18 protein-coding genes are annotated in these 24,998 nt (G+C 74.1%); 9 read left to right on the forward strand and 9 right to left on the reverse strand.

Annotated elements, in window-relative coordinates; all coding sequences use genetic code 11:
- Positions 1 to 25: 25 nt before the first annotated feature.
- From MXD60_RS09670 to MXD60_RS09685, 4 genes are all read left to right on the forward strand, one after another.
- The gene (locus MXD60_RS09670; protein ID WP_248818666.1) at positions 26 to 1,912 is read left to right on the forward strand and encodes a glycoside hydrolase family 15 protein; all 1,887 of its coding nucleotides are present in this window, start codon (positions 26 to 28) and stop codon (positions 1,910 to 1,912) included.
- A gap of 46 nt (positions 1,913 to 1,958) precedes the next feature.
- The gene (locus MXD60_RS09675) at positions 1,959 to 3,242 is read left to right on the forward strand and encodes an L-2-hydroxyglutarate oxidase (RefSeq protein ID WP_248818667.1); all 1,284 of its coding nucleotides are present in this window, start codon (positions 1,959 to 1,961) and stop codon (positions 3,240 to 3,242) included.
- Positions 3,243 to 3,507: 265 nt separating this feature from the next.
- Positions 3,508 to 4,779: an aminotransferase class V-fold PLP-dependent enzyme gene (locus MXD60_RS09680; protein WP_248818668.1), complete on the forward strand. Its 1,272-nt coding sequence runs from the start codon at positions 3,508 to 3,510 to the stop codon at positions 4,777 to 4,779.
- 262 nt (positions 4,780 to 5,041) lie between these two features.
- The gene (locus MXD60_RS09685) at positions 5,042 to 5,746 is read left to right on the forward strand and encodes a response regulator transcription factor (protein ID WP_248818669.1); all 705 of its coding nucleotides are present in this window, start codon (positions 5,042 to 5,044) and stop codon (positions 5,744 to 5,746) included.
- Positions 5,747 to 6,060: 314 nt separating this feature from the next.
- Here the strand turns inward: MXD60_RS09685 and MXD60_RS09690 are convergent, their stop codons facing one another.
- A complete protein-coding gene (locus MXD60_RS09690; RefSeq protein ID WP_248818670.1) occupies positions 6,061 to 6,735 on the reverse strand; it encodes a hypothetical protein in 675 nt (224 codons plus the stop codon).
- 420 nt (positions 6,736 to 7,155) lie between these two features.
- On the reverse strand, positions 7,156 to 8,487 hold the full coding sequence (locus tag MXD60_RS09695) for a hypothetical protein (RefSeq protein ID WP_248818671.1): 1,332 nt from the start codon (positions 8,485 to 8,487) through the stop codon (positions 7,156 to 7,158).
- A 997-nt stretch (positions 8,488 to 9,484) separates the two neighbouring features.
- Between MXD60_RS09695 and MXD60_RS09700 the strand changes: the two genes are divergently transcribed.
- Positions 9,485 to 10,144 (forward strand): hypothetical protein, encoded by a 660-nt coding sequence (locus MXD60_RS09700; RefSeq protein WP_248818672.1) that lies wholly within the window; start codon positions 9,485 to 9,487, stop codon positions 10,142 to 10,144.
- 546 nt (positions 10,145 to 10,690) lie between these two features.
- Here the strand turns inward: MXD60_RS09700 and pyk are convergent.
- Entirely contained in the window at positions 10,691 to 12,106 is a 1,416-nt protein-coding gene (gene pyk / locus MXD60_RS09705) for a pyruvate kinase (RefSeq protein ID WP_248818673.1), read from the reverse strand.
- 333 nt (positions 12,107 to 12,439) lie between these two features.
- On the opposite strand from pyk, the gene MXD60_RS09710 reads away from it, so the two are divergent.
- Positions 12,440 to 12,598, forward strand: coding sequence for a hypothetical protein (locus tag MXD60_RS09710; RefSeq protein WP_248818674.1), 159 nt, complete (start codon positions 12,440 to 12,442; stop codon positions 12,596 to 12,598).
- Between the two features lie 30 nt (positions 12,599 to 12,628).
- Here MXD60_RS09710 and MXD60_RS09715 read toward each other — a convergent pair whose 3' ends face one another.
- From MXD60_RS09715 to MXD60_RS09725, 3 genes are all read right to left on the reverse strand, one after another.
- The gene (locus MXD60_RS09715; protein ID WP_248818675.1) at positions 12,629 to 14,617 is read right to left on the reverse strand and encodes an ABC transporter ATP-binding protein; all 1,989 of its coding nucleotides are present in this window, start codon (positions 14,615 to 14,617) and stop codon (positions 12,629 to 12,631) included.
- A gap of 163 nt (positions 14,618 to 14,780) precedes the next feature.
- On the reverse strand, positions 14,781 to 15,581 hold the full coding sequence (locus tag MXD60_RS09720) for an enoyl-CoA hydratase/isomerase family protein (RefSeq protein ID WP_248818676.1): 801 nt from the start codon (positions 15,579 to 15,581) through the stop codon (positions 14,781 to 14,783).
- Positions 15,582 to 15,583: 2 nt separating this feature from the next.
- Complete coding sequence (locus MXD60_RS09725; RefSeq protein WP_248818677.1) at positions 15,584 to 15,802, reverse strand: helix-turn-helix domain-containing protein; 219 nt, start codon at positions 15,800 to 15,802, stop codon at positions 15,584 to 15,586.
- 743 nt (positions 15,803 to 16,545) lie between these two features.
- Here MXD60_RS09725 and MXD60_RS09730 point away from each other — a divergent pair.
- Positions 16,546 to 18,090, forward strand: coding sequence for a hypothetical protein (locus MXD60_RS09730; protein ID WP_248818678.1), 1,545 nt, complete (start codon positions 16,546 to 16,548; stop codon positions 18,088 to 18,090).
- Between the two features lie 444 nt (positions 18,091 to 18,534).
- Here the strand turns inward: MXD60_RS09730 and MXD60_RS09735 are convergent, their stop codons facing one another.
- From MXD60_RS09735 to MXD60_RS09745, 3 genes are all read right to left on the reverse strand, one after another.
- Positions 18,535 to 19,488 carry a cation diffusion facilitator family transporter gene (locus MXD60_RS09735; RefSeq protein WP_248818679.1) on the reverse strand — a complete coding sequence of 318 codons (954 nt, stop codon included), beginning with the start codon at positions 19,486 to 19,488 and terminating at the stop codon, positions 18,535 to 18,537.
- A gap of 58 nt (positions 19,489 to 19,546) precedes the next feature.
- Positions 19,547 to 21,160 (reverse strand): ABC-F family ATP-binding cassette domain-containing protein, encoded by a 1,614-nt coding sequence (locus MXD60_RS09740; protein ID WP_248818680.1) that lies wholly within the window; start codon positions 21,158 to 21,160, stop codon positions 19,547 to 19,549.
- Between the two features lie 235 nt (positions 21,161 to 21,395).
- Positions 21,396 to 22,004: a TetR/AcrR family transcriptional regulator gene (locus tag MXD60_RS09745; protein ID WP_248818681.1), complete on the reverse strand. Its 609-nt coding sequence runs from the start codon at positions 22,002 to 22,004 to the stop codon at positions 21,396 to 21,398.
- A gap of 27 nt (positions 22,005 to 22,031) precedes the next feature.
- On the opposite strand from MXD60_RS09745, the gene MXD60_RS09750 reads away from it, so the two are divergent.
- The gene (locus MXD60_RS09750) at positions 22,032 to 22,946 is read left to right on the forward strand and encodes an alpha/beta fold hydrolase (RefSeq protein WP_248818682.1); all 915 of its coding nucleotides are present in this window, start codon (positions 22,032 to 22,034) and stop codon (positions 22,944 to 22,946) included.
- Positions 22,947 to 23,073: 127 nt separating this feature from the next.
- A partial coding sequence (locus MXD60_RS09755) for an ArnT family glycosyltransferase (RefSeq protein ID WP_248818683.1) occupies positions 23,074 to 24,998 on the forward strand: 1,925 nt, incomplete at its 3' end.

Below are 24,998 nucleotides of genomic sequence, written 5' to 3' on the forward strand. Positions count from 1 at the left end.
GCGGACCAGAAGTGAGGAACCGGCCGTGCCATCCCTGATCGAGGACTACGCCCTGATAGGCGACACCCACTCCGCTGCGCTCGTGTCGCGCACGGGTTCGATCGACTGGCTGTGCCTGCCCCGGTTCGACTCGCCGTCCTGTTTCGCCGCGCTGCTCGGCGACGAGGACGACGGCCACTGGAAGATCGCGCCGGTCGAGCCGGTACTGGGCGTCAGCCGCCGCTACCGCGGCGACACCCTGGTGCTGGAGACGGACATGACCACCGCCTCGGGCACCGTGCGCATCGTCGACGCGATGTTCCCGCACGCCGGCACCCACACGGTGCTGCGTCTCGTCGAGTGCCTCGAAGGTGCCGTGCGGATGCGCTCGGAGACCCGGTTCCGGTTCGACTACGGCTCCATCGTGCCGTGGGTGCGCCGCGTCGACGAGCACACGATGGCTGCCATCGCCGGGCCGGAGGCCGTCACGCTGCGCACGACCGCCCCGATGGAGGGGCACGACATGGCCACCTACGCGGAGTTCCACGTCGCCGCCGGCCAGTCCGTGCCGTTCTCGCTGACCTGGACGCCCTCGCACGCGACGACGCCGCCGGCGCACGACGTCCGCCGCATGATCACGCTGACCGAGGCGTGGTGGTCGGACTGGATGGCCGGCTGCACCTACGACGGGCAGTGGCAGCCGGCGGTGCGCCGCTCGCTGATCACGCTGAAGGCGCTGACCTACGCCCCGACCGGCGGCATCGTCGCCGCCGTCACCACCTCCCTGCCCGAGCACATCGGCGGCGTGCGCAACTGGGACTACCGCTACTGCTGGCTGCGCGACGCCACGATCACCCTGCTCGCCCTGCTCGACGCCGGTTTCACCAGCGAGGCCACGGCCTGGCGGGAATGGCTGCTGCGGGCGGTGGCCGGCGACCCGTCGCGGGTCCAGATCATGTACGGCGTCGGCGGGGAGCGCCGGCTGCCCGAGTACGAGGTGCCGTGGCTGTCCGGCTACGAGAACTCCTCCCCCGTGCGCGTCGGCAACGCGGCCGTCGACCAGTTCCAGCTCGACGTCTACGGCGAGGTCCTCGACGCCCTGCACGTCGCCCGGGTCGCCGTCGCCAACCGCCGACACGCCGTCGGCGGGCTGGTGCTGCCCACCGGGCAGACCATCGCCAGCGCCGAGGGCGATGACTCCTGGCCGCTGCAGACCAAGCTGATGGACTTCCTCGAGACCGGGTGGCGCAAGACCGACGAGGGCATCTGGGAGGTCCGCGGCCCGCGCCGGCACTTCGTCCACTCCAAGGTGATGGCCTGGGTCGCGGCGGACCGGGCGGTGCGCGGCATCGTCGAGTCGGGCCTGCCCGGCCCGGTGGAGCGCTGGTCGGCGCTGCGCGACGAGATCCACACCGAGGTCTGCGCGCGGGGCTTCGACTCCGAGCGGGGCACCTTCACCCAGTACTACGGCTCCCAGGAGCTGGACGCGGCGCTGCTGTACATGTCGCTCGTCGGCTTCCTGCCGGCCACGGACCCGCGGGTGAAGGGCACGGTCGCGGCGATCGAGCGGGAGCTGATGGAGGACGGGTTCGTCATGCGCTACCCGACCGCGGAGGACGGCGCGGTCGACGGTCTGCCCGCCGGCGAGGGCGCGTTCCTGGCCTGCACCTTCTGGCTCGCCGACAACTACGCCCTGTCCGGGCGGGTAGAGGAGGCCCAGGAGCTGTTCGAACGGCTGCTGGCGCTGCGCAACGACGTCGGCCTGCTCGCCGAGGAGTACGACCCGCGGCTGGGCCGGATGACGGGGAACTTCCCGCAGGCGTTCAGCCACGTGCCACTGGTCAACACGGCCCGGACGCTCACCGACGCGCTGCGCGGCACGCCTCGTTCGCGTACCGACCGGGCGCACCCGCCCGGCCACTTCTTCGGCTGATCTGGCTGGTCCGGTAGCGTCGGCTCGACGAGGACAGGGGGCAGGTGTGGCGGGTCGCATCGCGGTGATCGGCGGAGGCATTCTCGGACTGGCGGTGGCGCGCCGGCTCGGACAGGTCGAGCCGGGCGCGACGGTGACCGTCTTCGAGAAGGAGCCGGACGTCGCCCAGCACCAGACCGGCCGCAACAGCGGCGTCGTGCACGCCGGGCTGTACTACGTCCCCGGTTCGCTGAAGGCGACGCTGTGCCGGCGCGGCGTCGGCCTGCTGCGGGAGTTCTGCGACGCCCACGCCATCCGTTACGAGGAGTGCGGCAAGGTCGTCGTCGCCGTCGACGACAGCGAGCTGGAGCGGCTCGCCACGATCGAGCAGCGGGCGCAGGCCAACGGCGTGCCGGGCACCCGGATGCTCGACGCCGCGGAGCTGCGCGAGATCGAGCCGCACGCCCGGGGCGTCGCCGCGCTGCACTCCCCGACCACCGCGATCGTCGACTATCCCGGGGTGGCCCGGGCGCTGCGCGCGGAGATCGTCGCCGCCGGCGGCGCCGTGCGCACCAACGCCGAGGTCGTCGGCGTCGACGAGCGCCCCGACGGCGTGCACCTGCGCCTCACCGTCTCCGGCAGCGCGCACGCCCGGCCCAACGGCAACCACGAGCTCGCCGCCCGCGACAGCGGGCGGGTGGCGGCCGTCACCGAGCAGGTCGGCCCGTTCGACCTGCTCATCGCCTGCGCGGGCCTGCAGTCCGACCTGGTCGCGACCCTCACCGGCGAGGACGCCTCGCCGCAGATAGTGCCGTTCCGCGGCGACTACTGGCTGCTGCGCCCGCAGCGCCGCGAGCTCGTCCGCGGGCTGATCTACCCGGTGCCCGACCCGCGCTACCCGTTCCTCGGCATCCATCTGACCAAGCGCATCGACGGGGAGATCCTCGTCGGCCCGAACGCCGTGCTCGCCACCGCCCGCGAGGGCTACTCGGTGAGTACCGTGCGCGGCGCCGACCTGCGCCGCACCCTGGCCTGGCCCGGCTTCCAGAAGATGGCCCGCACGCACTGGAAGACCGGCGCGAAGGAGATGCTGCACACCGTCAGCAAGCGGGCGTTCGTCGCCGAGGCCCGGCGCTACGTGCCCGAGCTGCGCGCCGCCGACGTCGTGCGCGGCCCGGCGGGCGTGCGCGCCCAGGCCGTCGCCCGCGACGGCAGCCTGGTCGACGACTTCGTCCTGTCGCACCACGGCCGGGTGGTGCATGTGCGCAACGCGCCGTCGCCGGGCGCCACGGCGTCCCTCGCCATCGCCGAGCACATCGTCAGCAAGGTCGTGCCCGAGCGCACCAGCTGAGCGGCCGCGGGGGCAGCAGGAGCGGTCAGCGCTGCCCCTTGCGGCCCAGCTGGAGTTCGAGCCGGTAAAGCTCTGGCACCTTGAACCTCTCGGGGCGCCCGGAAGCGCTCAGCACCTGTCGCCGCGCGGTATTCCCCGCTGAAGTCTCGGCTTTCCTGGACCTCGTAGCGCATAGCGACCGATCGTTCCCCGCGGATCGCTAGCTGGCGGTGTGGCCGTCCGTGTTCGGGTGCGCGGCTGGGGTGGCCGGTGCGATCCTGAACCCGTGACCGAAGCACTGCGGCGGCCCGCGTCCGAGCGTTCCACCGGCGTGCCGGGCGGGGATCCCGCTGGGGAGCTCCTCGGCCGGCGCTGGCGGGAGGCCCGCTCGCCCACCGCGGTCACGCATCTCGACGCCGCCGGGGCGGCTCGCCAGAGCCGGGCGACGATCGCCGCGCAGACGGAGTTCCTCCGTGCGGAGGCGGAGCTCGGCGCCTACGTCGCGGAACTCACGGCAGCGGATGTGCTGGCCACGGCCCGCTCGACGCTCGCCGGGCTGCTCGGGCCCGGCCTCACCGCCGACGGCGTGGTGTTCCACCAGTCGGCCAGCGCCGCCTTCGCCGCGCTGCTGACCGCCTGGCGGCTGCCCGAGCGGGCACGGATCGCGGTGGTACCGAGCGAGTATGGCTCCAACCGGCTCGTGTTGGAGGCTCGGGCCGCCGGCTCGGGCCTGGACCTGCTGGACCTGCCGGTGGACGGGCGTGGGGTGGTGGACCTCGACGTCCTGGACCGGGCCGGGATCGCGGGCGCGGCCGCCGGCGGCTCCTGCGGGCTGGACGAGGTCGATCTCGTCGTCTTCCCGCAGGTGCCCAGCCAGCGCGGCGTCGTCCAACCGGCCGCCGAGCTCGGCCGGCGCTGCGCCGACGCCGGTGTGCCCGTCGTCATCGACGTCGCCCAGGGGCTGGGCCAGGTGGACACCACCGGGCTCGGCGCGAGCGCGTATGTCGGGACGTCGCGCAAGTGGCTGTGCGGACCGCGGGGCGCTGCCTTCGTGGCGCTGCGCACGGAGGTGATCGAGCGGTTGGGGGTCGGCGTGCCCAGCCTGTACAGCGCCCGGAGCGCAGCCGGCGGCCCGCCGATCGCGCTGGCGGGCGCCGCGCGGATGAGCGTCGGCGAGGCGTCCGTGGTCGCCCGGATCGGCCTGGCCCAGGCACTGGCCGACCTGGCTGCCGCCGGGCCGTCGGCGGTCCGCGCGCGGATCGCCGCGCTCGCCGCGCACGGGCGGCGGGTTCTGGACGGCGCCGGGGGGTGGCGGGTGCGGGAACGGCCCGACTCGCCGAGCGGCATCATCACCCTGCAGCCGCCGGATGGTGTCGATCCGGTCGCCGTGCGCGACCGGCTGTTCCGCGACCTGCAGATCCTGACCAGCGCCATCCCGTCGACGCGCTCCCGTGACCTGCGCGGACCACTGCTGCGGGCCAGCGCCCACGCCTACAACGAGCCAGCCGATCTTGACCGGCTGGCACGGGCGCTGGCCGGCCGCGCGGGCCGGGGCTGACCGAGCCCGTGCCCCGGGCGCGGCCACGGACAGCGAGGACAACCCGCGCAGTGTTTCCCCTTGGTTGCGCGCAAGGGCACCTGCAATGACCGCGGGTGGGGATCTGCTGAAATGGTGGGCGTCGCCCGGGCGGATTTCCGTCCGTCTGGCGTGACGGGATGGGAACGCCCCCACGTTCGCATCCGCGGGCACCGATGCCCGTACGGCCGTGGCGGGGTATCGCCTCCGCGGCCGCTCGTCCGGGAGAAACGACTGGACCAGCATGAGCACTCAGGACATCGCAGCACCTCCAGCAATGCCGCCGGGCACCATCACCGTCGCGGCGGTGGATGACCATCCGATCGTGCTCCGCGGCCTCGTGGACATGCTGCACGGCGTCACCGACTTTGATCTCGTCGATACCGTCGCCTCCATCGACGCGCTGCTCGCCGGCCCCGGTGCGCAGGCCCGGGTGGTACTGCTCGACCTCGACCTCGGCGACGGGTCGAGCCCGCCGGACAACATCCGCCGGCTGCTGTCCGGCGATCGGTCCGTCGTGGTCTTCAGCGCTGCGGCGGAGCCACCCACCGTGCGGGACGCGATGCGGGCGGGTGCCGCCGGCTTCGTGCCGAAGACGGACGACGTGGCGGATCTGGCCACCGCGATCCGGGCGGCGGCGGCCGGCACCGGCTGGGTGTCGCCCCAGCTCGCCTTCCTGCTGCTGACCGACGACGCGCCGGACCGCCCCGGCCTGTCACCACAGGAGACCGAGGCGCTGCGCCTCTACGCGACGGGCATGCCACTGAAGACCGTGGCCCGCAAGATGAACCTGTCGCCGGAGACCGCGAAGCAGTACATCGACCGCGTCCGGCAGAAGTACCGCCGGGTTGGTCGGGACGCCGCGACGAAGATCGACCTCTACAAACGGGCGCTGGAGGACGGTCACCTCGACCCCGACGACGAGGGCGACGACCGACCCGAACGCTGATCCACCGCCCTGCGGCGAACCGCGGTGGTCCTTCCCGCCGCAACTGTGAAGTGGGCGCCGACACCCCCATGCCGACGCCCACGGTGTAACGCACACCGGCTCCCCGTTGCCGGTGCGTGCCCTCGCGTCACCCCCCGTGTGACGAGAGGGCACGCGACCCAGGCCAAGGGCGGAACAGCTCGGCACGTCCCCCGACCGCGCTTCGCTGTTCCCCCCGTATGCCCTTGACCCTGTTCATCGTGCCTGATGGTGCTCTCTGTCGTCATGACCCCGAAACCACCGAACCGCGCGTCCCCCCGATGGGGGTCACCGCCCTACCCGAACGGGCCAGCGGGTGGGTGGCCCTCCGGCTGGTCCGGGTTTGCCGTCGGCGGATGGCCGTTGCCGCCAGCCTGGCCGTTGCCGCCAGCCTGGCCGTTGCCGCCAGCCTGGCCGTTGCCGCCAGCCTGGCCGTTGCCGCCCGCGCGACGCGCCAGGCGCGCGGCACATCCGGCCGCGAACACCACGGCACCGCTGCCGACCACCAGCCACAGGCCCGGCCCGACCGAGACGTCCGTCTCCAGCCCGCCGTCGGCGAACGGGCCGTCCCGGTAGAGATGGACGAGGTCGACGACCGCGGTGAGCAGCACCATCAGCCCCGTCATCAGGGCGAGCGCGCGGCCCCGTTCCGCTCGTCCGCCGGCAAGGAGCAGGCCGGCGACGACGGCGAGGATCCCGAGCACGACGGTCAGCCGGCCGTGCTGGTCCGGATCGGTGCCGCGGACGGTGAACTCCACGAAGCCGTAGGCCCGCACGGTCGCCCAGCGCATCCCCGACGCCACGATCACCACGAGGCCGGCACACATCGCCACCGGCCCCGCCAGCCAGCCGACCAGCGCGCGCCACGTCCACGCTCGGGAGGCCGCGGCAGGCGCCGCGACCGCGCCGGCACCGGCCACGGCCGACTGCCACGGCAGCGCCGGGGCGAACGCCGCCGTCGAGCCCGACACCCGCCGACCCGCCGCATCCTGGCCGTCCGCTTCCGGCCCGACCGCACTCCCGCCATCCGCCGCGGATCCCTCCCGAGACCAGACCGGATTCGCGGTCGCCGCCGCCCGCGCCCGCCACGCTCGCAGTTCCGCCGCGACCCGCGGCGCCCAGGCGTCGCGGGGGGCGCCGGCGGACCTCTCTCCGGCCGGAGCCGGGTCCTCGGCCGCGGGACCCACCGCCGGCGGCGTCGTCCCCGACCCGAGGTGAGGCTGCGGCACGTTCGATCCGTCCGCCGGGCGGGCCCACGGGCTGTGCTCAGGACCAGTCACCACCCACCACCGTCCGAGATGCGGGGCAGGTCCGGCGACCGCCCCGGACGGTCGTACCATGCGGCGGAGTCCACCGCATGGTCACCGGACCGGACCACCGGATCGGGCCGGTTACCGCCGTCTGGGCGCCAAGGGCGACCGCGGGCCGGTGTGCAGAAGGATCGCCCCGACCAGGGCCACGACGCCGGATCCCAGCGTCAGCGTCAGGCCGCCCTCGGGGTTGATCGCGATCTGGTCCGCCGACACCGCGCGGAACGACGCGAGAGTCGGCGGACCGTACATCCGGTCGAACGCGGCGACCACGATGATCCCGGCCGACACCAGCCGGGCGGCGAGGATGTCCGAACCGCCGGGGCCGAGCGGTCGACGAGCGAGCCGGGCTAGCGCGATCAGGGCGACCAGCATGGCCAGTACAAGGATCAGTCGGCCGTCCCCGACCACGACCCCGCTGAAGGTCCGGGTCTCGTCACGGCTGGTCATCGTGCTCCACGGCATGGCGCTGCCGATCGCCGCGCCGGCCGCGCCGAGGACCATCGCCAGTGCCGCCGCCGACCGCACCTGACCCGGCGCCGGACGCGACGGGGCCGCCTCGACCGGGACCGGCCCCGCGCTGCGGTGGCCACCTCGCACCGGCGCCGCCGGCTGCGGCCGCGGCTCCCGGGGCCGCGCATCGTCCTGCCGAGACGTCCTGGGTTCGTCCCGGGCGGTGTCCTCCCTGGTGGCACCCGGCCGGCCCGGGTCCTCCCGGCCCAGGTTCTCCCGGCCCAGGTCCTCCCGGCCCACGTCGGCCGGGCCGGCGGCAACCAGACCGACGTCCTGCGCGGCCGCCGGCGGCGGAGCGGGATCGTGTCGTCGCTCGGCACCCGCCGTCCACCGGTCGGAGTCCGTACGGGTCGCGGACCGCATCCCCCGGTCGGACGCCGGCCAGGCCGGCGGGTCCGGCGCCGGCGCGGGCTCCGGGCGACGCTCCCGCCCCGCCGACCGGCCGGGATCCCGGCCGGGATCGCCGTGCCGGTCCGGCCGCCCGCCGTCCACCCCAGGGGAGCGACTGGCGGCGCCCCGATTGTCCGCTGCGGGATCCCGCCACAGCCCCACGGTCGGCGGACTGGTCGTCGCCGCACCCGCCGCCGCACCCGCATCGACAGCCGCACTCCCCGGCGGGGAGTCAGCTACCGGCTTGCGCTCAGCCGCCGGCTTGCGCTCAGCCGGCCGCTCGGCCGCCGGACTGCGCTCGCCCGAGCGCTCGGCTGCCGGCGAACGCTGGGTCCGCGACCCACCCGGTGATCCGAACCAGGAGGCTGCCCCATCCTCACCGCCCGCGCCGGCACGCGGGACCGGCTGGGCCAACGTTGGCGTGCCGTCGCTGCGGCTTTCCCACCAGAACAGGGGCCCCGTGCCGGCACCCGAGGCACCCGACTCGGGCAGATCATGGTCAAACCACACCGGCCGCTGCCTGACCGGGGACGGTGCGCCGGCCACGGGTGGCGGGGCGGCCGCCGTCGACGGTGGCGCGGAGGCACTCCCGGACGGCGCCGCCGCACCGGCCGAAGCGTCACCCCCGGATCGAGCGTCACCCCCGGATCGGCGGATGTCGGGCCGGGGCGCCTCGGAGCGACGCGGTTCGGAACGTCGGGCGTCCGGTCGCGCCGGCTGTGCGCGGCCCGGCTCCAGGTGCGCGGCCCCCGACCGGTTCGGCTCCGAACGGTTCGGCTCCGAACGGTTCGGCTCCGAACGGCCGGGCTCCGCGAGGTGCGGCTCCGGGCGGGCGGAACCGGGACGCGGCACGCCGCCGGGTTGGTCCGTGGCCGGCTGCTGACGCGACGGACGTGGGCTGTGTTCGGACGGCGGCGAGGCCGGGCGCGCGGACACCCCGGCGGCGGCCGGCCCGAGGCCGACTCCGCCACCGTCGCGGGGCTGCGAGGCGGCGGGGCGCGGCGGGGCAGCGGCGGGGCGGGGTGACAGCTGCCCGAGCGAGGCTCGGGACGCCGGTTCGGCGACCGCCGGCCTGGCCGTCCCGTCGCCGCGGCTCGGTGGGGCCGGCGACGCCGTCGGCTGCCCCGTGTCCCTGGGCCGCTGGTCGACGGTGTCCCGGTCGGTAGCGGGCGCCGCGTCGGCGGCGCGGCCCACAGGACCGGCGGCCTCCGGACCGCCCCCCGGACGGGACGGGGTACCCGGCGCCGGGCCGCGCCGGACCGGCGGCTGCAGCGGGGTGGCCCCGGATCCGGCCGGGCGGGTCCGCAGGGACGACGCGCCGACGCCCGGGGACGGCGAGGCGCCGGCCGGCTGGGACCGGATGGGTGCCACCGCGGGCCGCGGCTGTCCGCGGTCGCCGTCGCCGGACCGCGCGGCCGGGCGGCTGTCCTCCCGCCTGCCGACCGCACCGCCCACAGCACCCGGTCCGCGTGCTCCAGCGCTGCCAGGGGCGGGATCCGGACCGGCGGTGGCGGCGGTGCGTGCGGTGGGCGCGGCCGCCGGGGAGCCGGCGGCGCCTGGCGGTGCCGACGACGGGCCTCGGGCCACGGCGGGCGACCCCGGGCCGCCAGGCCGCGAGGACGGCCCGCGCGACGACGGGGCCCCCGAGGCCGACCGCGCCGAGTCGGACGGACCTGACGGGTTCGGCGACGGTGCGGCCGGTGCGGCCTTGCCGGTGGGAGCTGACGCGCCGGGTCCCGCCGACGCGCCCGAGGCCGGCGGCATTCTCGTCGGAGTCGGGGACTCCGGTGTCGTGGCCGTGCCGGATGGCGCCTTGCCCGCCGCGGAGGTCGCCGCAGGCGACGGCGACGCGGGCGCCGACTGCGCCGCCGGCACGGCCTTCGACGCCGGCACGGACGGGGACGCCGGCACGGACGGGGACGCGGGGTTGTGTTTCGGCGCGGGGGTGGCTCGAGTTGCGGGCGCCGGTGAAGCGCTGCGTGGCGGCGCGGAGGACGGCTGCTGCTGCGGGGACGGCTGCTGCTGCGGAGACGGCTGTGACGCGCGGGCGGTGCTCGAGCCGGGTGATGGTGGCGAGGCTGACCGGGGCCGCGCGGGCGGGGGTGTCCGCGCGGCGGCCGCGGGGTTCGCGACGGGGCGCGGGGGCGGGGCGGCGGGGTCGGTCTGAGCGGGGTTGCGGGCGCGTGGCCCGGGATCGGGACTGTCCGTGTCGCGCGTTGCCGCGGACGCACGCTCGTCCGATCCACTCCCCTGCTCGACCATCCGACCACTCCCTGACATGAGCTCCCTGACGTGGGCCTGTTCTCCCTCGTTCCGCCTTGGGCGGGACGCCGGCGGGACGAGGCCGCCGGCGGCGGGGTGCGGCGACGGCGGTGGTGAACGGGCATCATCATGACAGCCGCCTCGGGGTAACCCGAGGGGCGCGTCGGCTCTACGCGGGTGTCCGGACAGCAGCGCGTCGGTGCTGGTGCGCAGCAGCGCCGGCCAGGCGTGCGGACGCCGGCCCGCCGTCGCGCTCCGGGATCGGACGCTCGGAGCAGGCGTGCGGGAGCGGCGTCCGCGCGGGGGTGGGCGCCCGACCGCCGTTCGGCGCGGGCTGGGTCCCGCGACGACCGTTCGCCGGTCAGGCGTCCGCCAATGACGGATGGTGCTGGTGGGCCGGGTCAGCCGCCGGGCCGATCCGGCCGGCGGGGTGTTCGGCCCGGTGGGGCGGTCAGATCACCTCGCCGATGCGGTGCACCCGCATCGTGTTCGTCATGCCGGCGACGCCCGGCGGGGTACCGGCGACGACGACGACGAGCTCGCCGGGTCGGCACCTGCCGATCTGCAGCAGTGCGGTGTCGACCTGGCGGACCATCTCGTCGGTGCTTTCCGCGAACGGCACGACGAAGGTCTCCACGCCCCAGAACAACGCCATCTGGTTGCGGACGGCCGCCAGCGGGGTGAAGGCGAGGACCGGCACCTCGCTGCGGTAGCGGGCCAGGCGCCGGGCGGTGTCGCCGCTGAGGGTGTGGGCGACGAGGTAGCGGGCGCCGACGGCCTGCCCCACCGAGGTGGCCGCCTGGGCGAGCGCTCCGCCGAGGGTCCGCGGCTCGGTCCGCACCGGCGGGATCCGGCCGAGGTCCGCCTCGGCGGTCTCGATGATGCGGGCCATCGTGGCGACGGCCTCGATCGGGTAGGCGCCGACGCTCGTCTCCGCCGAGAGCATGATCGCGTCCGCGCCGTCGAGGACCGCGTTGGCGCAGTCGCTCGCCTCCGCCCGGGTCGGCCGCGGCGCGCTGACCATGGACTCGAGCACCTGGGTGGCGACGATCACCGGCTTGGCCCGTTCCCGGGCCTGGGTGACGATGCGCTTCTGCGCCAGCGGCACGTCCTCCAGCGGCAGCTCGACGCCGAGGTCACCGCGGGCGACCATCAGCCCGTCGAAGGCCTCGACGATGCCGTCGAGGGCGGCCACCGCCTGCGGCTTCTCGATCTTGGCGTGGACGGGGATCCTGATCCCCACCTCGTCCATGATCGTGTGCACCGCCTTGGCGTCGGAGGCGTTGCGCACGAACGACAGCGCGATCATGTCGACGCCGAGGCCGAGCGCGAAACGCAGGTCGTCCGCGTCCTTGTCGCTCAGCGCCGGCACCGTGAGCGCCGCGCCGGGGATGTTCATCCCCTTGTGGTCGCTCACCGGCCCACCGATGATCACTGTGGTGTGGACGTCGGTGTCGGTGACGTCGTCGATCTGCAGGACGAGCCGGCCGTCGTCGACGAGGATGCGATCCCCGGCGGAGACGTCGGCCGGCAGGTCGGAGTAGGTCGTGCCGACCTCGTGCTGGTCGCCGGGCACGTCCCGGACGGTGACGGTGAAGCGCTGCCCCGGGGTGAGGATGGCGCTCCCCTCGGCGAAGCTGCCGAGGCGGATCTTCGGGCCCTGCAGGTCGGCGAGGATGCCGACGTTGCGGCCGGCGGCCTCCGCCGCCTCACGCACCCTCGCGTACATGGCGGCGTGCTGTTCGTGCGTTCCATGGGAGAAGTTCAGGCGGGCAATGTCCATTCCCGCGTCGACGAGGGCCCGGACCTTCTCAGGCGAACTGGTGGCCGGGCCGAGGGTACAGACAATCTTGGCTCTACGTGGCACAGACAAAGCCTAAGTACTGATCGACGGTCTTTGCGCACGGGGGCTGTCGGAAGCGGCACGTGGCGTCCCGAACCAGTAGTCAGATCAGGTCAATGAGGCACATGCTGCGCGTGGCCGCGCGGCGGCGTACCGTGCCACTCGTCGCCCGTGACGCACCGGCCCACCGCCACGGCGCTTAGGGAGGCGGCGGATACCACACGGGGGCCGCAGGCACCATACGGGAACGGCAGGCACCATACGGGAAAGCCGGCATGGACGCCGACGATCCCGACAGCGGCTGCACCGGAGCTCGGAAGTCGCTATCCCACCGTCGAGTCCCCCCCGGAGGCGGGCATGAATCGAAATCCCGTTATTCATCGGCAGCCGTCCGGCGATGTCGACATCGCGTTCGTCGACGCCGTCGAGGCATCGCCGGCCGAGGCGGGCGCCGCGCCGGCCTCGGTCACCCCGACAGATGCCGCGCCGACGGCACCGGGTGAATCCGTCTTCTGATCATACCTTGGTGGTCCCCCGGCTGATCCCTCAGACGGGGGCACCCGCCGGGTCGACCGCGTCGTCGGGTGCCACCCGGCCGGCGTCACCGGCGTCACCGGCTTCACCGACCGCGGACGGCACTGTCGCCGCCGGCTCGGGACCGGGCACCCCCGTGGTCGATCGGAACTGCGTCCGGTACAGCTCGGCGTAGAGGCCGCCGCAGGCGAGCAGTTCGTCGTGGGTGCCGCTCTGCACCAGGCGGCCGCCGTCGACGACGAGGATCTGGTCGGCGTCCCGCACGGTGGACAGTCGGTGCGCGATCACCAGCGAGGTGCGGCCGGCGAGGGCGGCGGCCAGCGCCCGCTGCACCGCGGCCTCGGACTCGCTGTCGAGATGCGCGGTGGCCTCGTCCAGCACGACGACCCCGGGCGCGCGCAACAGCAGCCGGGCGATCGCCAACCGCTGCTTCTCCCCGCCGGACAGCCGGTGGCCCCGATCGCCGACGACGGTGTCCAGGCCGTCCGGCAGCTCACGCGCGAGCCGGCCGATCTGCGCCGCGTCCAGCGCGGCCCACATCTCGTCCTCGGTGGCGTCCGGGCGAGCGAGCAGCAGGTTCGCCCGCACGGTGTCATGGAACAGGTGCGCGTCCTGGGTGACGACACCGACGGCGGCCCGCAGCGACCGAAGGGTCACGTCGCGCACGTCGTGGCCGCCGACCCGCACCGCGCCGGTGACCGTGTCGTACATCCGCGGGACGAGCTGGCCGATCGTCGTCTTCCCGGCGCCGGACGGCCCGACCACCGCGATCATCTGCCCGGGCTCGGCGCGGAAGGTGATGTCGTGGAGCACCGGCGTCGGCACATGACCGTCCAGGACCGCCACCGATTCCAGCGAGGCGAGGGAGACCTCGTCCGCGGCCGGATAGCGAAATCCCACCTGGTGGAACTCGACCGAAACGGCGCCCGCCGGCAGATCCACCGCACCGGGCCGGTCCACGATCGCCGGTTCCAGGTCGAGAACCTCCAGCACCCGCTCGAAGGACACCAGCGCCGTCATCACGTCGACATGCACGCTGGACAGCTGGCTGAGCGGGCCGTAAAGCCGGGACAGATAGGCGGTCAACGCCACCAGGGTGCCGATCTGGAGATCTCCGCGGGCGGCGAGCCGGCCGCCGACGCCATACACCACCGCGGTTGCCAGCGCGCCGACGAGCGTGAGCAACACGAAGAATATCCGGCCGTACATGGCCTGAGTAACACCGATGTCACGTACTCGACCCGCCCGGCCGCGAAAGTTGGCCTCCTCTCGTTCGGGGGAGCCGTAGAGCTGGGTCAGCATCGCGCCGGAGACGTTGAATCTCTCCGTCATCGTGTTGTGCATCTCGGCGTTCACTCCGTAGCGTTCCCGGGTGAGCCGGGCCAGCCGCGGACCGAACGCGCGGGCCGGAAAGATGAAAGCCGGCAGCAACACCAGTGATACCAGGGTGATCTGCCAGGACAGAACCGCCATCGCGGCCAGGGTGAAGGCGGCGGTGAGCACGTTCGACAACACCGATGACAGCGTGTTCGTGAACGCCGACTGCGCGCCGAGGACGTCATTGTTCAGGCGGCTTGTGAGCGCCCCGGTCTGGGTCCGGGTGAAGAACGCCAGGGGCTGACGCTGGACGTGCGCGAAGATCTGGCTGCGCAGCTCGTAGATCAGGCCCTCGCCGATGCGGGCGGAGTACCAGCGCTGACCGAGCGTGAGTCCCGCGTCGACGAAGGCCAAGGCGGCGACGAGGCCGGCGAGCGCCTCGACGTAGCCGATCCGGTGGCGCTCGATCCCGCCGTCGATGATCTCCTTGAGGACGAGGGGGATGGCGGCGCCAAGGGCCGCGCTCGCCACGATCAGCCCGAGGAAGCAGCCGAGCTGCCCACGCCACGGCCTGGCGAACTCGGCGATGCGACGCAGCGTGCCCGCTCGCAGCGCGGTCTTCGCGACCGCGGGGTCGCGGGTCGCGGAGCGCATCACCGCCCACCCGTCCGGTCCCGGCCGCATCGCGCCTCCCACCGTTCGCTCAGCCTGCTTACCATGTAAGCATGTAAGCAACATCGACGGCTCGGCATTCCGCCCACGGAGTGCCGGCGTCCCGCAGCGGCGGCGGCAGCGGATCCGCCGGCCAGCCTGGCGGCCGCCCGGCCGCGCGCCGATCAGGACGACGTCAGCCAGCGGCGCCGTGATCGGCGTCCGCCAGCCCGGCGACAAGGCGATCCCACGCCTGCGCCTCGGCAGCGGGCAACAGCCGCGGTGGCGGCGGCGATGCTCGACGGGACAGCTTCGCGAGCGCCTTGACCTCGGCGGTCACGGCGCGCGGCGGGGTGAGCAGGCCGGTGACGACGGCGTCGAGTTCGGCCTCGAGCCGGGCCGGCGGCACCACGCGCTCGGCGAGCCCGAGCCGCGCGGCCTCGGCGGCACCCAGCGGCCGACCGGTCAGGCACATGTCCAGCGCGGCAGGCCAGCCGGCCAGCTCGACGAGCCGCGGCAGGGCGCCGGCCGCGGGCAGCAGGCCGGCGTGGGCCCAGACGGGGCACAGGCCCGCGTCGGCGGTGAAGATTCGTAGATCGCAGGCGGCAGCCAGCGCGGTGCCGACATCGCCGGTCTGCCCGGCGACCACGGCAACGCTGATCAGGTCAGCGCGGTCGGCGAGGCCGTCCAGCGCCGCCCGCCACTGCTGGTACCCGCCGATCAGCTCGGCCGGGCTGGCCGGCGACCGATCGGACGCGTGCGCCGGCCGCGTGAACGCCGTAGACGCGAAGATCGACGGCGACGTCACTGATCCCGGACGGACGATGGCGACGCGCACGTCGCCAGTGAGACGACGCAACACGTCGCGCAGGGCAGAGCCGACGGCCGCAAGTGACCCGGGGCCGACATCAGCACCGACCCGGATGGTCACGACGGGTCCGTGCACGTCTGCCTGAAGCCCGGCCGCCGCCGGTATGGCGGCGGCCGGCACCGCCATGATCAGGAGATCTTCTTCTTGGTGCCCCGGGTGGCACCGCCGCGGCCGCGCAGGGTGGTGCCGGATTCCGACAGGATCCGGTGGACAAACCCGTACGAACGGCCAGAGGACTCGGCAAGCAGACGGATGCTCTGCCCACCCTCGTACTTCTTCCGAAGCTCGGCAGCGAGCTTGTCCCGCTCGGCGCCGGTGATCCGGGTTCCTTTCCTAAGCTCGGCCAACGTGGCCCCCTCCGTGCTCGATGATCTGCGAACCGATCTTCACTCAGCTCGAGTGAACGCGCCACTCGAAGCAGATGTGATCCATCACACGCGGTGCCGCGGTGCGTGACCGTGCCCTCGCGCTTCTACCTCCACTAGCTCCGGCCGACGATGATCGAGGGGTTTCGCCCAACCGTGCGCCGACGCCCTGCTGACCTTGCACGGGGGTCAGTGTCCCCAATCCCCTGCGCACGACCTAACAGCGGCAACGGCGCGTCGTCACGAACATCGCCAGCGAGCCGGGCCGACGATCTTCCCGCGACACGATGCCGCAGGTCCAGCCAACAATCGATCACTGTACCGAGCCCACGTGCGGACCGCGAATGCTGAGGATCAAACCGACTGATTAGTCACACCGGGCGACAATCTGCCGCCGCGCAGTGCGACGGTGACGCCATCGGCGCGCCCCGTCACCGGCCCCCCGAGGCGCAATGGTCAGGATGCGGATCGACGACGACCGTGGTCGGCCCGGAAAGTCGTTACCGTGCAGGGGTGGTCGGTGACATGGTGATCGCCGGTCCGGCGGCGGGCGGGTGTCGGGCTCCGACTGACCCCGCTCACCCGGACGGAACGACACCTCGTCCTGGAATCGCCACGTTCCGCGGTCGCTTGGTTCGGGGTCGTTCGGTTCGGGGTCGTTCGGTTCGGGGTCGAGCCGGGTTGACGGCCGCGCGCCGCGCGGCGCCGTCCGTCGGTCGTGGCCGATGAGCATCACCGGGCGCGCGGGCAGCCGGCTGGACACGCCGGCGCAGCCGCGGCGCCCGAGCCGCGCGCTGACGCCGACGACCCGTACCGAGTTCGGCGAAGCCAGGATCTGGCTCGCGTTCGCCGCTGCCGGCCTCGGCGGCACCGCCCTGCTCGCCGGCACCGGTCCGGCCCTCGGCGTCGCCGAACCGCCGTGGTCAAACGGCTGGGACCTGCGGCTCGACCCGTTGGCGGTCGTGCCACTAGCGGTCGCGACGACCGTGATCGCACTCACCGTCTGGTGGGCGTCGATGATCCGCCGGTCCTCGCCGACCGGCACCGTCGGGCCGACGGACACCGCCGGGCCGCCCAGCGCCGCCGGGCGGGCGGGCGAGACGGGCGAGACGGGCGAGACGGGCGAGACGGGCACCGAGAGCCTGGCGCCGGGCGGGCAGGCCGCCGTCGGCCCGCGGTTCCGGCTGCCGTGGGCCGTCCTGCTGCTGCTGGGCTGCCTTGGCGCGCTGGCCTGGAGTATCGCTCTCGCGCTGGTCACTGCGGGCGGACCGGCCGCCGGTCTGCGCGCGCCGGCGGATCTCGTCGCGGCGGCCGCGGCGGTCGGCGACGCCCCCCACCGCCTGCTCGCCGACTACCCGGGCACCGGGCAGCGCGGGCCGACCGCCTCGCTCTCCGTGCTGCCGACGCATCCGCCCGGACCAGTGCTGGTGGCCTGGCTGCTCGACCGCGCGGGGTTGTCCGGGCCGCTGCCCGTCGGCCTGGTGTTCACCGGCCTCGGCGCGCTGTGCGTGCCGGTGGTGTGCGTGGCGGTGCGTTCGCTGTGTCACGAGACGGCCGCGCGGCGCCTGGTGCCGATCCTGGTGCTCGCGCCCTGGGGTGGGTGGATGGCGGGTTCCCCGGACGCCGTCACGGCGCTCCTGACGGCTCTGGCCGTGGCCGTCGGGGTGGTGGGCTGCGAGCCGGGGCGCCGGTCGGTGTGGTGGGCGTTGGGCAGTGGGCTGCTGCTCGGTCTCGCCGCATTGTTCGGTTATGCCCCGGTCTGGCTGGGGGTCGCCGTCGCCGCCGCCTACTTCGTGCGCCGCCGGCCGCTGCTCAACGCCGTCACCGGGCTCGGCGCCCTGGTGCCGCTGTGGCTGTTCGCCGCCTGGGGATTCTCCTGGCCGGCCGGGCTGGCACTGGCCCGGATGCCCGGCCTGACCCTCGGGCGCGCGTTGGCCTGGGTGTTCCTGGACCTGACGATCGTGGTGCTGGCCACCGGTCCGGTGGTCGTCCGCGCGGCGCGGCGGCTACGGCTGACCCCCGGCTGGCCGTTCCTGCTCGGCGCGGCGGCCACCGCGCTGTTCGCCGCGGTCGCCGGCCTCGCGGATGGTGCGGCGGAGCGGACCTGGCTGCCGCTGTTCCCGTGGCTGCTGGTCGCCGCGGTGGCGCCACAGCCGCGCCCGGCCCGGCCCGGCGACCGGTTGCAGGCCGGCGACCTGCCCGTCACCCTGATGTCCCTGGGCGCGCTCGCCGCCATCGCGCTACGGCTGTGCCTCGGCGGACCGGCCTGAACCGCGGCCAGGGGCGGCAGCGGGGTCCGGCCGTGGGCGCCCGGGCCGCGTCCGGGTGCGAGCCCGAGGACGCCGGGCGGATCTTCGCGAGCAGCCCCCGGGTCGAAGTCCGACCAGTCGAACTCGCCGTCGAGGTCGCCATCGGCGTCGCCGTGGAGATGCTCCGCGGACGGCCAGGCGGCGGCCACGACCGCGGTGAGGCCGAGGCAGAGCCGGTGCGCGGCGGCGGGCGCGGCGCCTGGTGGCCGGGGACCGGATCACCGTGGATGAGGCGGAAGCCGCTGCGGGTTGGCCAGGGCCCAGCCGCGGAAGGCGTTCGCCCGGGCCCGGATCCGCTTGCCGGGTCGACCGCGTCCGCCGGCCAGCCGGAATCGTCGGCATCGCCGGCCGCGCCGGGCCGGCCGGACGATGCCGGACGGACAACGCCGGACGGCCGCGGCCGGGTCAGGCCGGTGCGGCGCTCGCCTCGACGCCGGCGGTCGCCGCCGGGTCGCGGTGGATGTCCGGCTCGAGGAAGATCCGCATCGGGGTGTCGACGGCGGAGCGCAGGGCCGCCTCGGCGCCGTCGATGGTGGCGGCGACCTCCGTCATCGCCGCGGCCGGCGGCATCCCGATCTTGGCCGCGACGAGCAGCTCGTCCGGGCCGAGGTGCAGGGTCCGCAGGTGGATCACCCCGGTCACCCCGGGCGCCGCGGCGAGGGTGGTGCGGATCGTCGCCACGGTCGCGGGCGTTGCCGCCTCTCCGACGAGCATGCCGTACGCCTTCACCGCGACCAGGATGGCGACGACCAGCAGCAGAATGCCGATGGCCAGGGTGCCGGCGGCGTCCCAGATCGGGTCGTCGAGCAGCAGCGTCAGGCCGACACCGGCGAGCGCGAACAGCAGGCCGACCTCGGCGGCGAGGTCCTCCAGCAGCACGATCGGCAGCTCCGGCGCGCGCGCCTCCCGGATGAACGCCAGCCACGAGCGATCCCCACGGGTCCGGTTGGACTCCCGGATCGCGGTGGCGAACGAGTAGCTCTCCATGGCGACGGCGGCCAGCAGGATGATCACCGCGATCAGGCCGGACTCGAGCTCGTGCGGGTGGCGCAGCTTCTCCACCCCCTCGTAGACCGAGAACAGCCCGCCGACGGTGAACAGCACGATGCCGACCAGGAACGCGGCGATGTAACGGGCGCGGCCGTGGCCGAACGGGTGGTCCTCGTCGGCCGGTTTCGCCGACTGGCGCTGGCCGAGAAGCAGCAGGCCCTGGTTACCCGAGTCGGCGACCGAGTGAATCGACTCGGCCAGCATCGACGACGACTGGGTCAGCAGGAAAGCGACGAACTTCGTCGCCGCGATGCCCAGGTTGGCGGCCAGTGCCGCCAGAACCGCCTTGGTGCCGCCCTCGGTACTCACAAACAGCTCTCCACGTCCGTAGCCGGCGCCGAATGTCCGGATGATGCGCTCGGCCAGATCATGCCAGGGAGATGAGTTCGGTCAGCTCCGGCGACCAGTTGTCCTCGACGCCGTCCGGCAGCATGAGCACCTTCTGCGGCTCCAGCGCCTCCACCGCGCCCGGGTCGTGCGTCACCAGCACCACGGAGCCCTTGAAGGTGGCGAGCGCCGCGAGCACCTCGTCCCGGGACGCCGGGTCCAGGTTGTTCGTCGGCTCGTCGAGCAGCAGGACGTTGGCCGAGCTGCACACCAGCCCCGCGAGCGCGAGCCGGGTCTTCTCCCCACCGGAGAGCGTCTTCGCCTTCTGCTCGACGGTGTCGCCGCTGAACAGGAAGGCGCCGAGAATGCGCCGCAGCTCGACGTCGGAGGTGTTCGGCGCCGCGGCCCGCATGTTGTCCAGCACCGAACGGTCGGTGTCCAGCGTCTCGTGTTCCTGCGCGTAGTAGCCGAGGCGCAGGCCGTGGCCCGGCTCCACCTGGCCGGTGTCGGCCTGCTCGACGCCGGCCAGGATGCGCAGCAGCGTCGTCTTGCCCGCGCCGTTGAGCCCGAGCACGACCACCTTGGAACCCCGGTCGATCGCCAGGTCGACGTCGGTGAAGATCTCCAGCGAGCCGTACGACTTGGACAGCCCGGTGGCCGTCAGCGGGGTGCGCCCGCAGGGCGCCGGGTCGGGGAAGCGCAGCTTCGCGACCCGGTCGGCGACGCGGACCTCGGCGAGCCCGGCGGCGAGCCGGTCGGCGCGGCGGTCCATCTGGTGCGCGGCGCGGGCCTTCGTCGCCTTCGCGCGCATCTTGTCGGCCTGCGCCTTCAGCGCGTCGATCTTCTTCTCCGCGTTGGCCCGCTCGCGCTTGCGGCGGCGCTCGTCCATCTCCCGCTGGGAGAGGTAGGTCTTCCAGTTGACGTTGTAGACGTCGAGGGCGGTGCGGTTGGCGTCGAGATGGAAGACCTTGTTGACGCAGCGGTCGAGCAGGTCGACGTCGTGGCTGACGACGATCAGGCCGCCGGAGTGGGCCCGCAGGAAGTCCCGCAGCCAGGCGATCGAGTCGGCGTCGAGGTGGTTCGTCGGCTCGTCGAGCAGGAGCGTCGCGTCGGAGTTGCCGGAGCCGGCGAACAGGATCCGGGCGAGCTCCACCCGGCGGCGCTGCCCACCGGACAGCGTGCCCAGCGGCTGCCCGAGCACCCGGTCCGCCAGCCCCAGCGACGAGCAGATCCGCGCCGCCTCGGCCTCCGCGGCGTACCCGCCGAGCGTGCCGAAACGGTCCTCCAGGTTGCCGTAGCGGCGGATCGCCGCGTCGCGGGCCTTGCCGTCGACGAGCTCGGCCATCTCCAGCTGGAGCTTCTCCATGTCACGCAGCAGCACGTCCAGACCGCGCGCGGACAGCACCCGGTCGCGGGCGGAGTCGTTCGGGTCGCCGGCACGCGGGTCCTGCGGCAGGTAGCCCAGCTCGCCGCGGACGTCGACATTGCCCGCGAACGGCAGGCCCTCCTTGGCGAGCACCTTCAGCAGGGTCGTCTTGCCGGCGCCGTTGCGCCCGACCAGACCAATGCGGTCACCGGCCTGCACCCGGAAGGAGACGGGCTCGATCAGGGTGCGGGCTCCGGCACGCAGTTCGAGCTCGGACACGATGATCATCGAGGTGGGGCCTCTTTCGGGCTTACGGAAGACGCCGATACGACGTCGGACGGCAACGGTCAGCTACGGTCGGCGGTGGACCCCCGACCGGGCGGAACCACCCGCGTATCACGACGCGGCGACACTCATGCCGTCCAGCCTACGGGGCCGCCGCGGCAGCCATCGGAGACAAGCGTCGCGTCCAGCTCACGGGCTCGGGGCACCGGCTCGGGGTGCGCGCGGGCCCGGTCGTTCCTCACCGCGCCGGGCCGAGTCGGTCCTCGAGGTGGCGGGCGAGGATACGGCGGGCATCGTCCGCCGACCGTCGACCGGCCAGGATCGCGTTACCCAGCCCGACCGTCAGCGCGAGGATGGCGGACGCCTCGTCGACGAGATCCCGCTCGGCGGCGAGTCGCCCCTCGGACTGGCAGGAGCGCAGCTGCTCGACCAGCCATACCTCCAGGGCGTCGGGGTCGCTGCCGTAGGGCTGGGCCGCCAGCGCGGGATCGGTGAGCGCGAGCGCGAAGTACTGGTGGTAGAGGACGTACAGCGAACGGCTCTCGGCATCCAGGGGCAGGGTCCCGAGCAGCACGACCTCGATCCGGGACCGACCGGCCACGGGCAGCGCGGCGGCGGCGAGGCGGGGCAGCATCCGCTCGGTGAACTGGTCGCCGACGCGACGCAGGCCGAACAGCAGCAGTTGTTCCTTGGTCTCGAAGTAGTACTGGACCAGCCGCACGGACACGCCCGCCTCGACCGCCACCTCGCGGTACCCGACCGTGTGCAGCCCCTGGGCGGCCGCGACGCGCAGCAGCGCGTCGGCGATCTGACGGCGGCGCAGCTCGTGGTCGACCCGCTTCGGCATCGCTCCCTTTCGTGGTACATCTGTACCATGACAACGGTAGTTGACAGCGCGGTCGGGCGCTTCCGCGGCGACCGCCAACGAGCCAGGTTTCTCGCCGCCTACGACGCGGCCTTCGCCGCACTGTGGCCGCGGCCGTGGACCGAGACCGATGTGGACGGCGAGTTCGGCACGACCCACGTGCATCGGTACGGGGCCGCCACCGGCGTGCCGATCGTGCTGCTGCACGGCGCCAGCTCCAACGCGGTCCAGTGGTATCCCTTCCTGGCCACGCTCGGCGCCCACCACCCGATCATCGCCCTGGACACCCTCGGCGACCCGGGCCGCAGCGTCGCCCGCCGGCCCATCCACGACCCCGCGGACAGCGCCGCCTGGCTCGACGAGACGCTCGCCTCCCTGGGAGTCCCCCAGGTGCACCTGATCGGGCACTCCTACGGCGGATGGCTGGCCCTCAACCAGGCCCGGCACGCCCCCGACCGGCTCGTGAGCGTGGCCGCGCTCGATCCCGGCGGGCTGGAGAAGGTCGGCGCCCGGTTCATCTGGCTGATGTACCTCAACGGGATGGCCGGTCTCGCCCCGTCGCCGCTGCGCCGACGGCTTGCCACCCGACTGGACAACCCCATCCTGCTCGTCCCCGAACTCCGCAGGGTGCTGCTGACGGGGGCCCGGACGTTCCGCACCCGGCGGCCGGCCCCCACCCCGCTCTCGGACGAGGACCTGCGGGCCATCCGCACCCCGACCCTCGTGCTGGTCGGGCAGCGCAGCCCCCTGCTCCACCCGGCCCGCGCGCAGGCCCGGGTCGGACTCATCCCCCACGGCCGGGCCGACATCCTCCCCGGCGTCGGCCATGGACCCGGCTTCCAGCACGGCGACGGCGACGACGACGTCAACAACCGACTGCTCGCCTTCCTCGACTCGGTCCGGGACGACCTCCCCGCGTCCTAGGAACGGACTCCACCGCGGCGCCCCTGCCCGCGCGAGTCGCGCGGGTCGCGCCGCGGACTGTGGCGCGAAACCGTGGCACCTCCCCACTCTCAGCTTCCACACAGGTTGCACAGCAAGTATCTGGTACATGACGCAGCCGCCGGACCCGACCGGCACCTCCGCCTCCGGCCAGCCGCCGGCCAGCGCCGCCGGCCCGTCCGAGCCCACGGTGGCCGCCGGACTGCCCTCATCCCCCGACACACCGTCCGCATCACGGCCGTCCTCCGCCGCATCTCAGTCCTCGGCGGTGCAGCAGTCCTCGGCGGTGCAGCAGTCCTCGGCGGTGCAGCAGTCCTCGGCGGTGCAGCAGTCCTCGACGGTGCAGCAGTCCTCGGCGGTGCAGCAGTCCTCGACGGTGCAGCAGCCGGCGGTGCAGCCGCCGGCGGTGCAGCCGCCGGCGGTGCCTGGCCAGCCCGACGCGGCCGAGGCCGCGCGGCCGCCGGTCTCCCCGCTGCCCGCCCCACCGACCGCAGCCGCGGAGACGGCGACGCCGTCGGCGGGCTCCCCCGCGACGGGGTGGCGGCGGCTGGCAACCGGACAGGCCGGGGATCCGCCCTGGGTACGGCCTGCGCTCGGGCTTCTGCTCGCCGCCACGACCCTGCTCTACGTCTGGGATCTGAGTGCGTCCGGGTATGGGAACAGCTTCTACGCCGCCGCCGTGCAGGCCGGGACGAGGAGCTGGAAGGCGTTGCTGTTCGGCTCGCTCGACGCCGGAAACTTCATCACGGTCGACAAGCCGCCGGCGTCGCTGTGGCTGATGGCGCTGTCCGGGCGGATCTTCGGGTTCTCCAGCTGGAGCATGCTGGTGCCCTCCGCGCTCGGCGGAGTGGCCGCGGTCGGCCTGATGCACGCGATGGTGCGGCGCTGGTTCGGCCCGGCCGCCGGCCTGCTCGCCGGTGCGGTGCTGGCGCTGACGCCGGTGGCGGCGCTGATGTTCCGCTACGACAACCCTGACGGGGTGCTCACCCTCGTCCTGGTCGTCGCCGCCTACTGCCTGGTGCGCGCGCTGGAGCGGGCGTCGACGGGGTGGCTCGTCGGCGCCGGGGCCGCGCTCGGGTTCGCGTTCCTCACGAAGATGCTGCAGGGCTTCCTGGTCCTGCCGGGTTTCGCGCTGGTGTATCTGATCGCCGCGCCGACCGGGCTGTGGCGGCGGGTGTGGCAGACGCTCCTCGGCGGTCTCGCGGTCGTCGTCGCCGCCGGCTGGTGGGTGGCCACGGTCGCGCTGTGGCCGAAGGACTCCCGTCCGTACATCGGCGGCTCGACCGACAACAGCGTCCTCAACCTCGCCTTCGGCTACAACGGGCTCGGCCGGGTGTTCGGCGGGGACGGCAACCGCGGTGGCGCTCCCGGCGGCGGCGCGGCGCGGGCGGCCACCGGTCCGCTCGCACAGGCCCTGCGCGAGCGCGGGTTCGGCCGCGGGGGTGGTGGCGGTGGCTTCGGCGGCGACCAGGCAGGCTGGCTGCGGCTGTTCGGCGACCAGATCGGCGGGCAGGTCAGCTGGCTGATCCCCGGGGCGCTGATCCTGCTGGTCGGCGGTCTGTGGGCGACCCTGCGCGCGCCCCGGGTGGACCGCGCCCGCGCCGCCCTGATCCTCTGGGGAGCCTGGCTGATCATCACGTCGATCACGCTGAGCCTCGCGAAGGGGACGTTCCATCCGTACTACACGGCGTCGATCGCGCCCGGCATCGCGGGCCTCGTCGCCACCGGCGGCGCCGTGCTGTGGCGGGAACGACACGCCCTGCTCCACCGCGCGGTGCTCGCGACCGCCGTGGCGGCCACCGGCGTCTGGGCCTTCGTGCTGCTGAACCGCACCTCCTCGTGGTACCCGTGGCTGCGGGTGCTGGTGGTCGCCGCCGCGGTGGCCGCCGGACTGGCGCTGCTGGTACGGCGGGCGCTGGCCGGCCGCACGGCCGCCGCGGTCGCGCTGGTCGGACTCCTCGGCGTCCTCGGCGCTCCGGCCGCCTACACCGCGGCGACGATCACCACGCCGCAGTCCGGCGGCCAGCCGACGGC

Origin of the sequence: Frankia sp. AgB32, assembly GCF_023243045.1 — a bacterium.
In the GTDB taxonomy this organism is placed as follows: domain Bacteria; phylum Actinomycetota; class Actinomycetes; order Frankiales; family Frankiaceae; genus Frankia.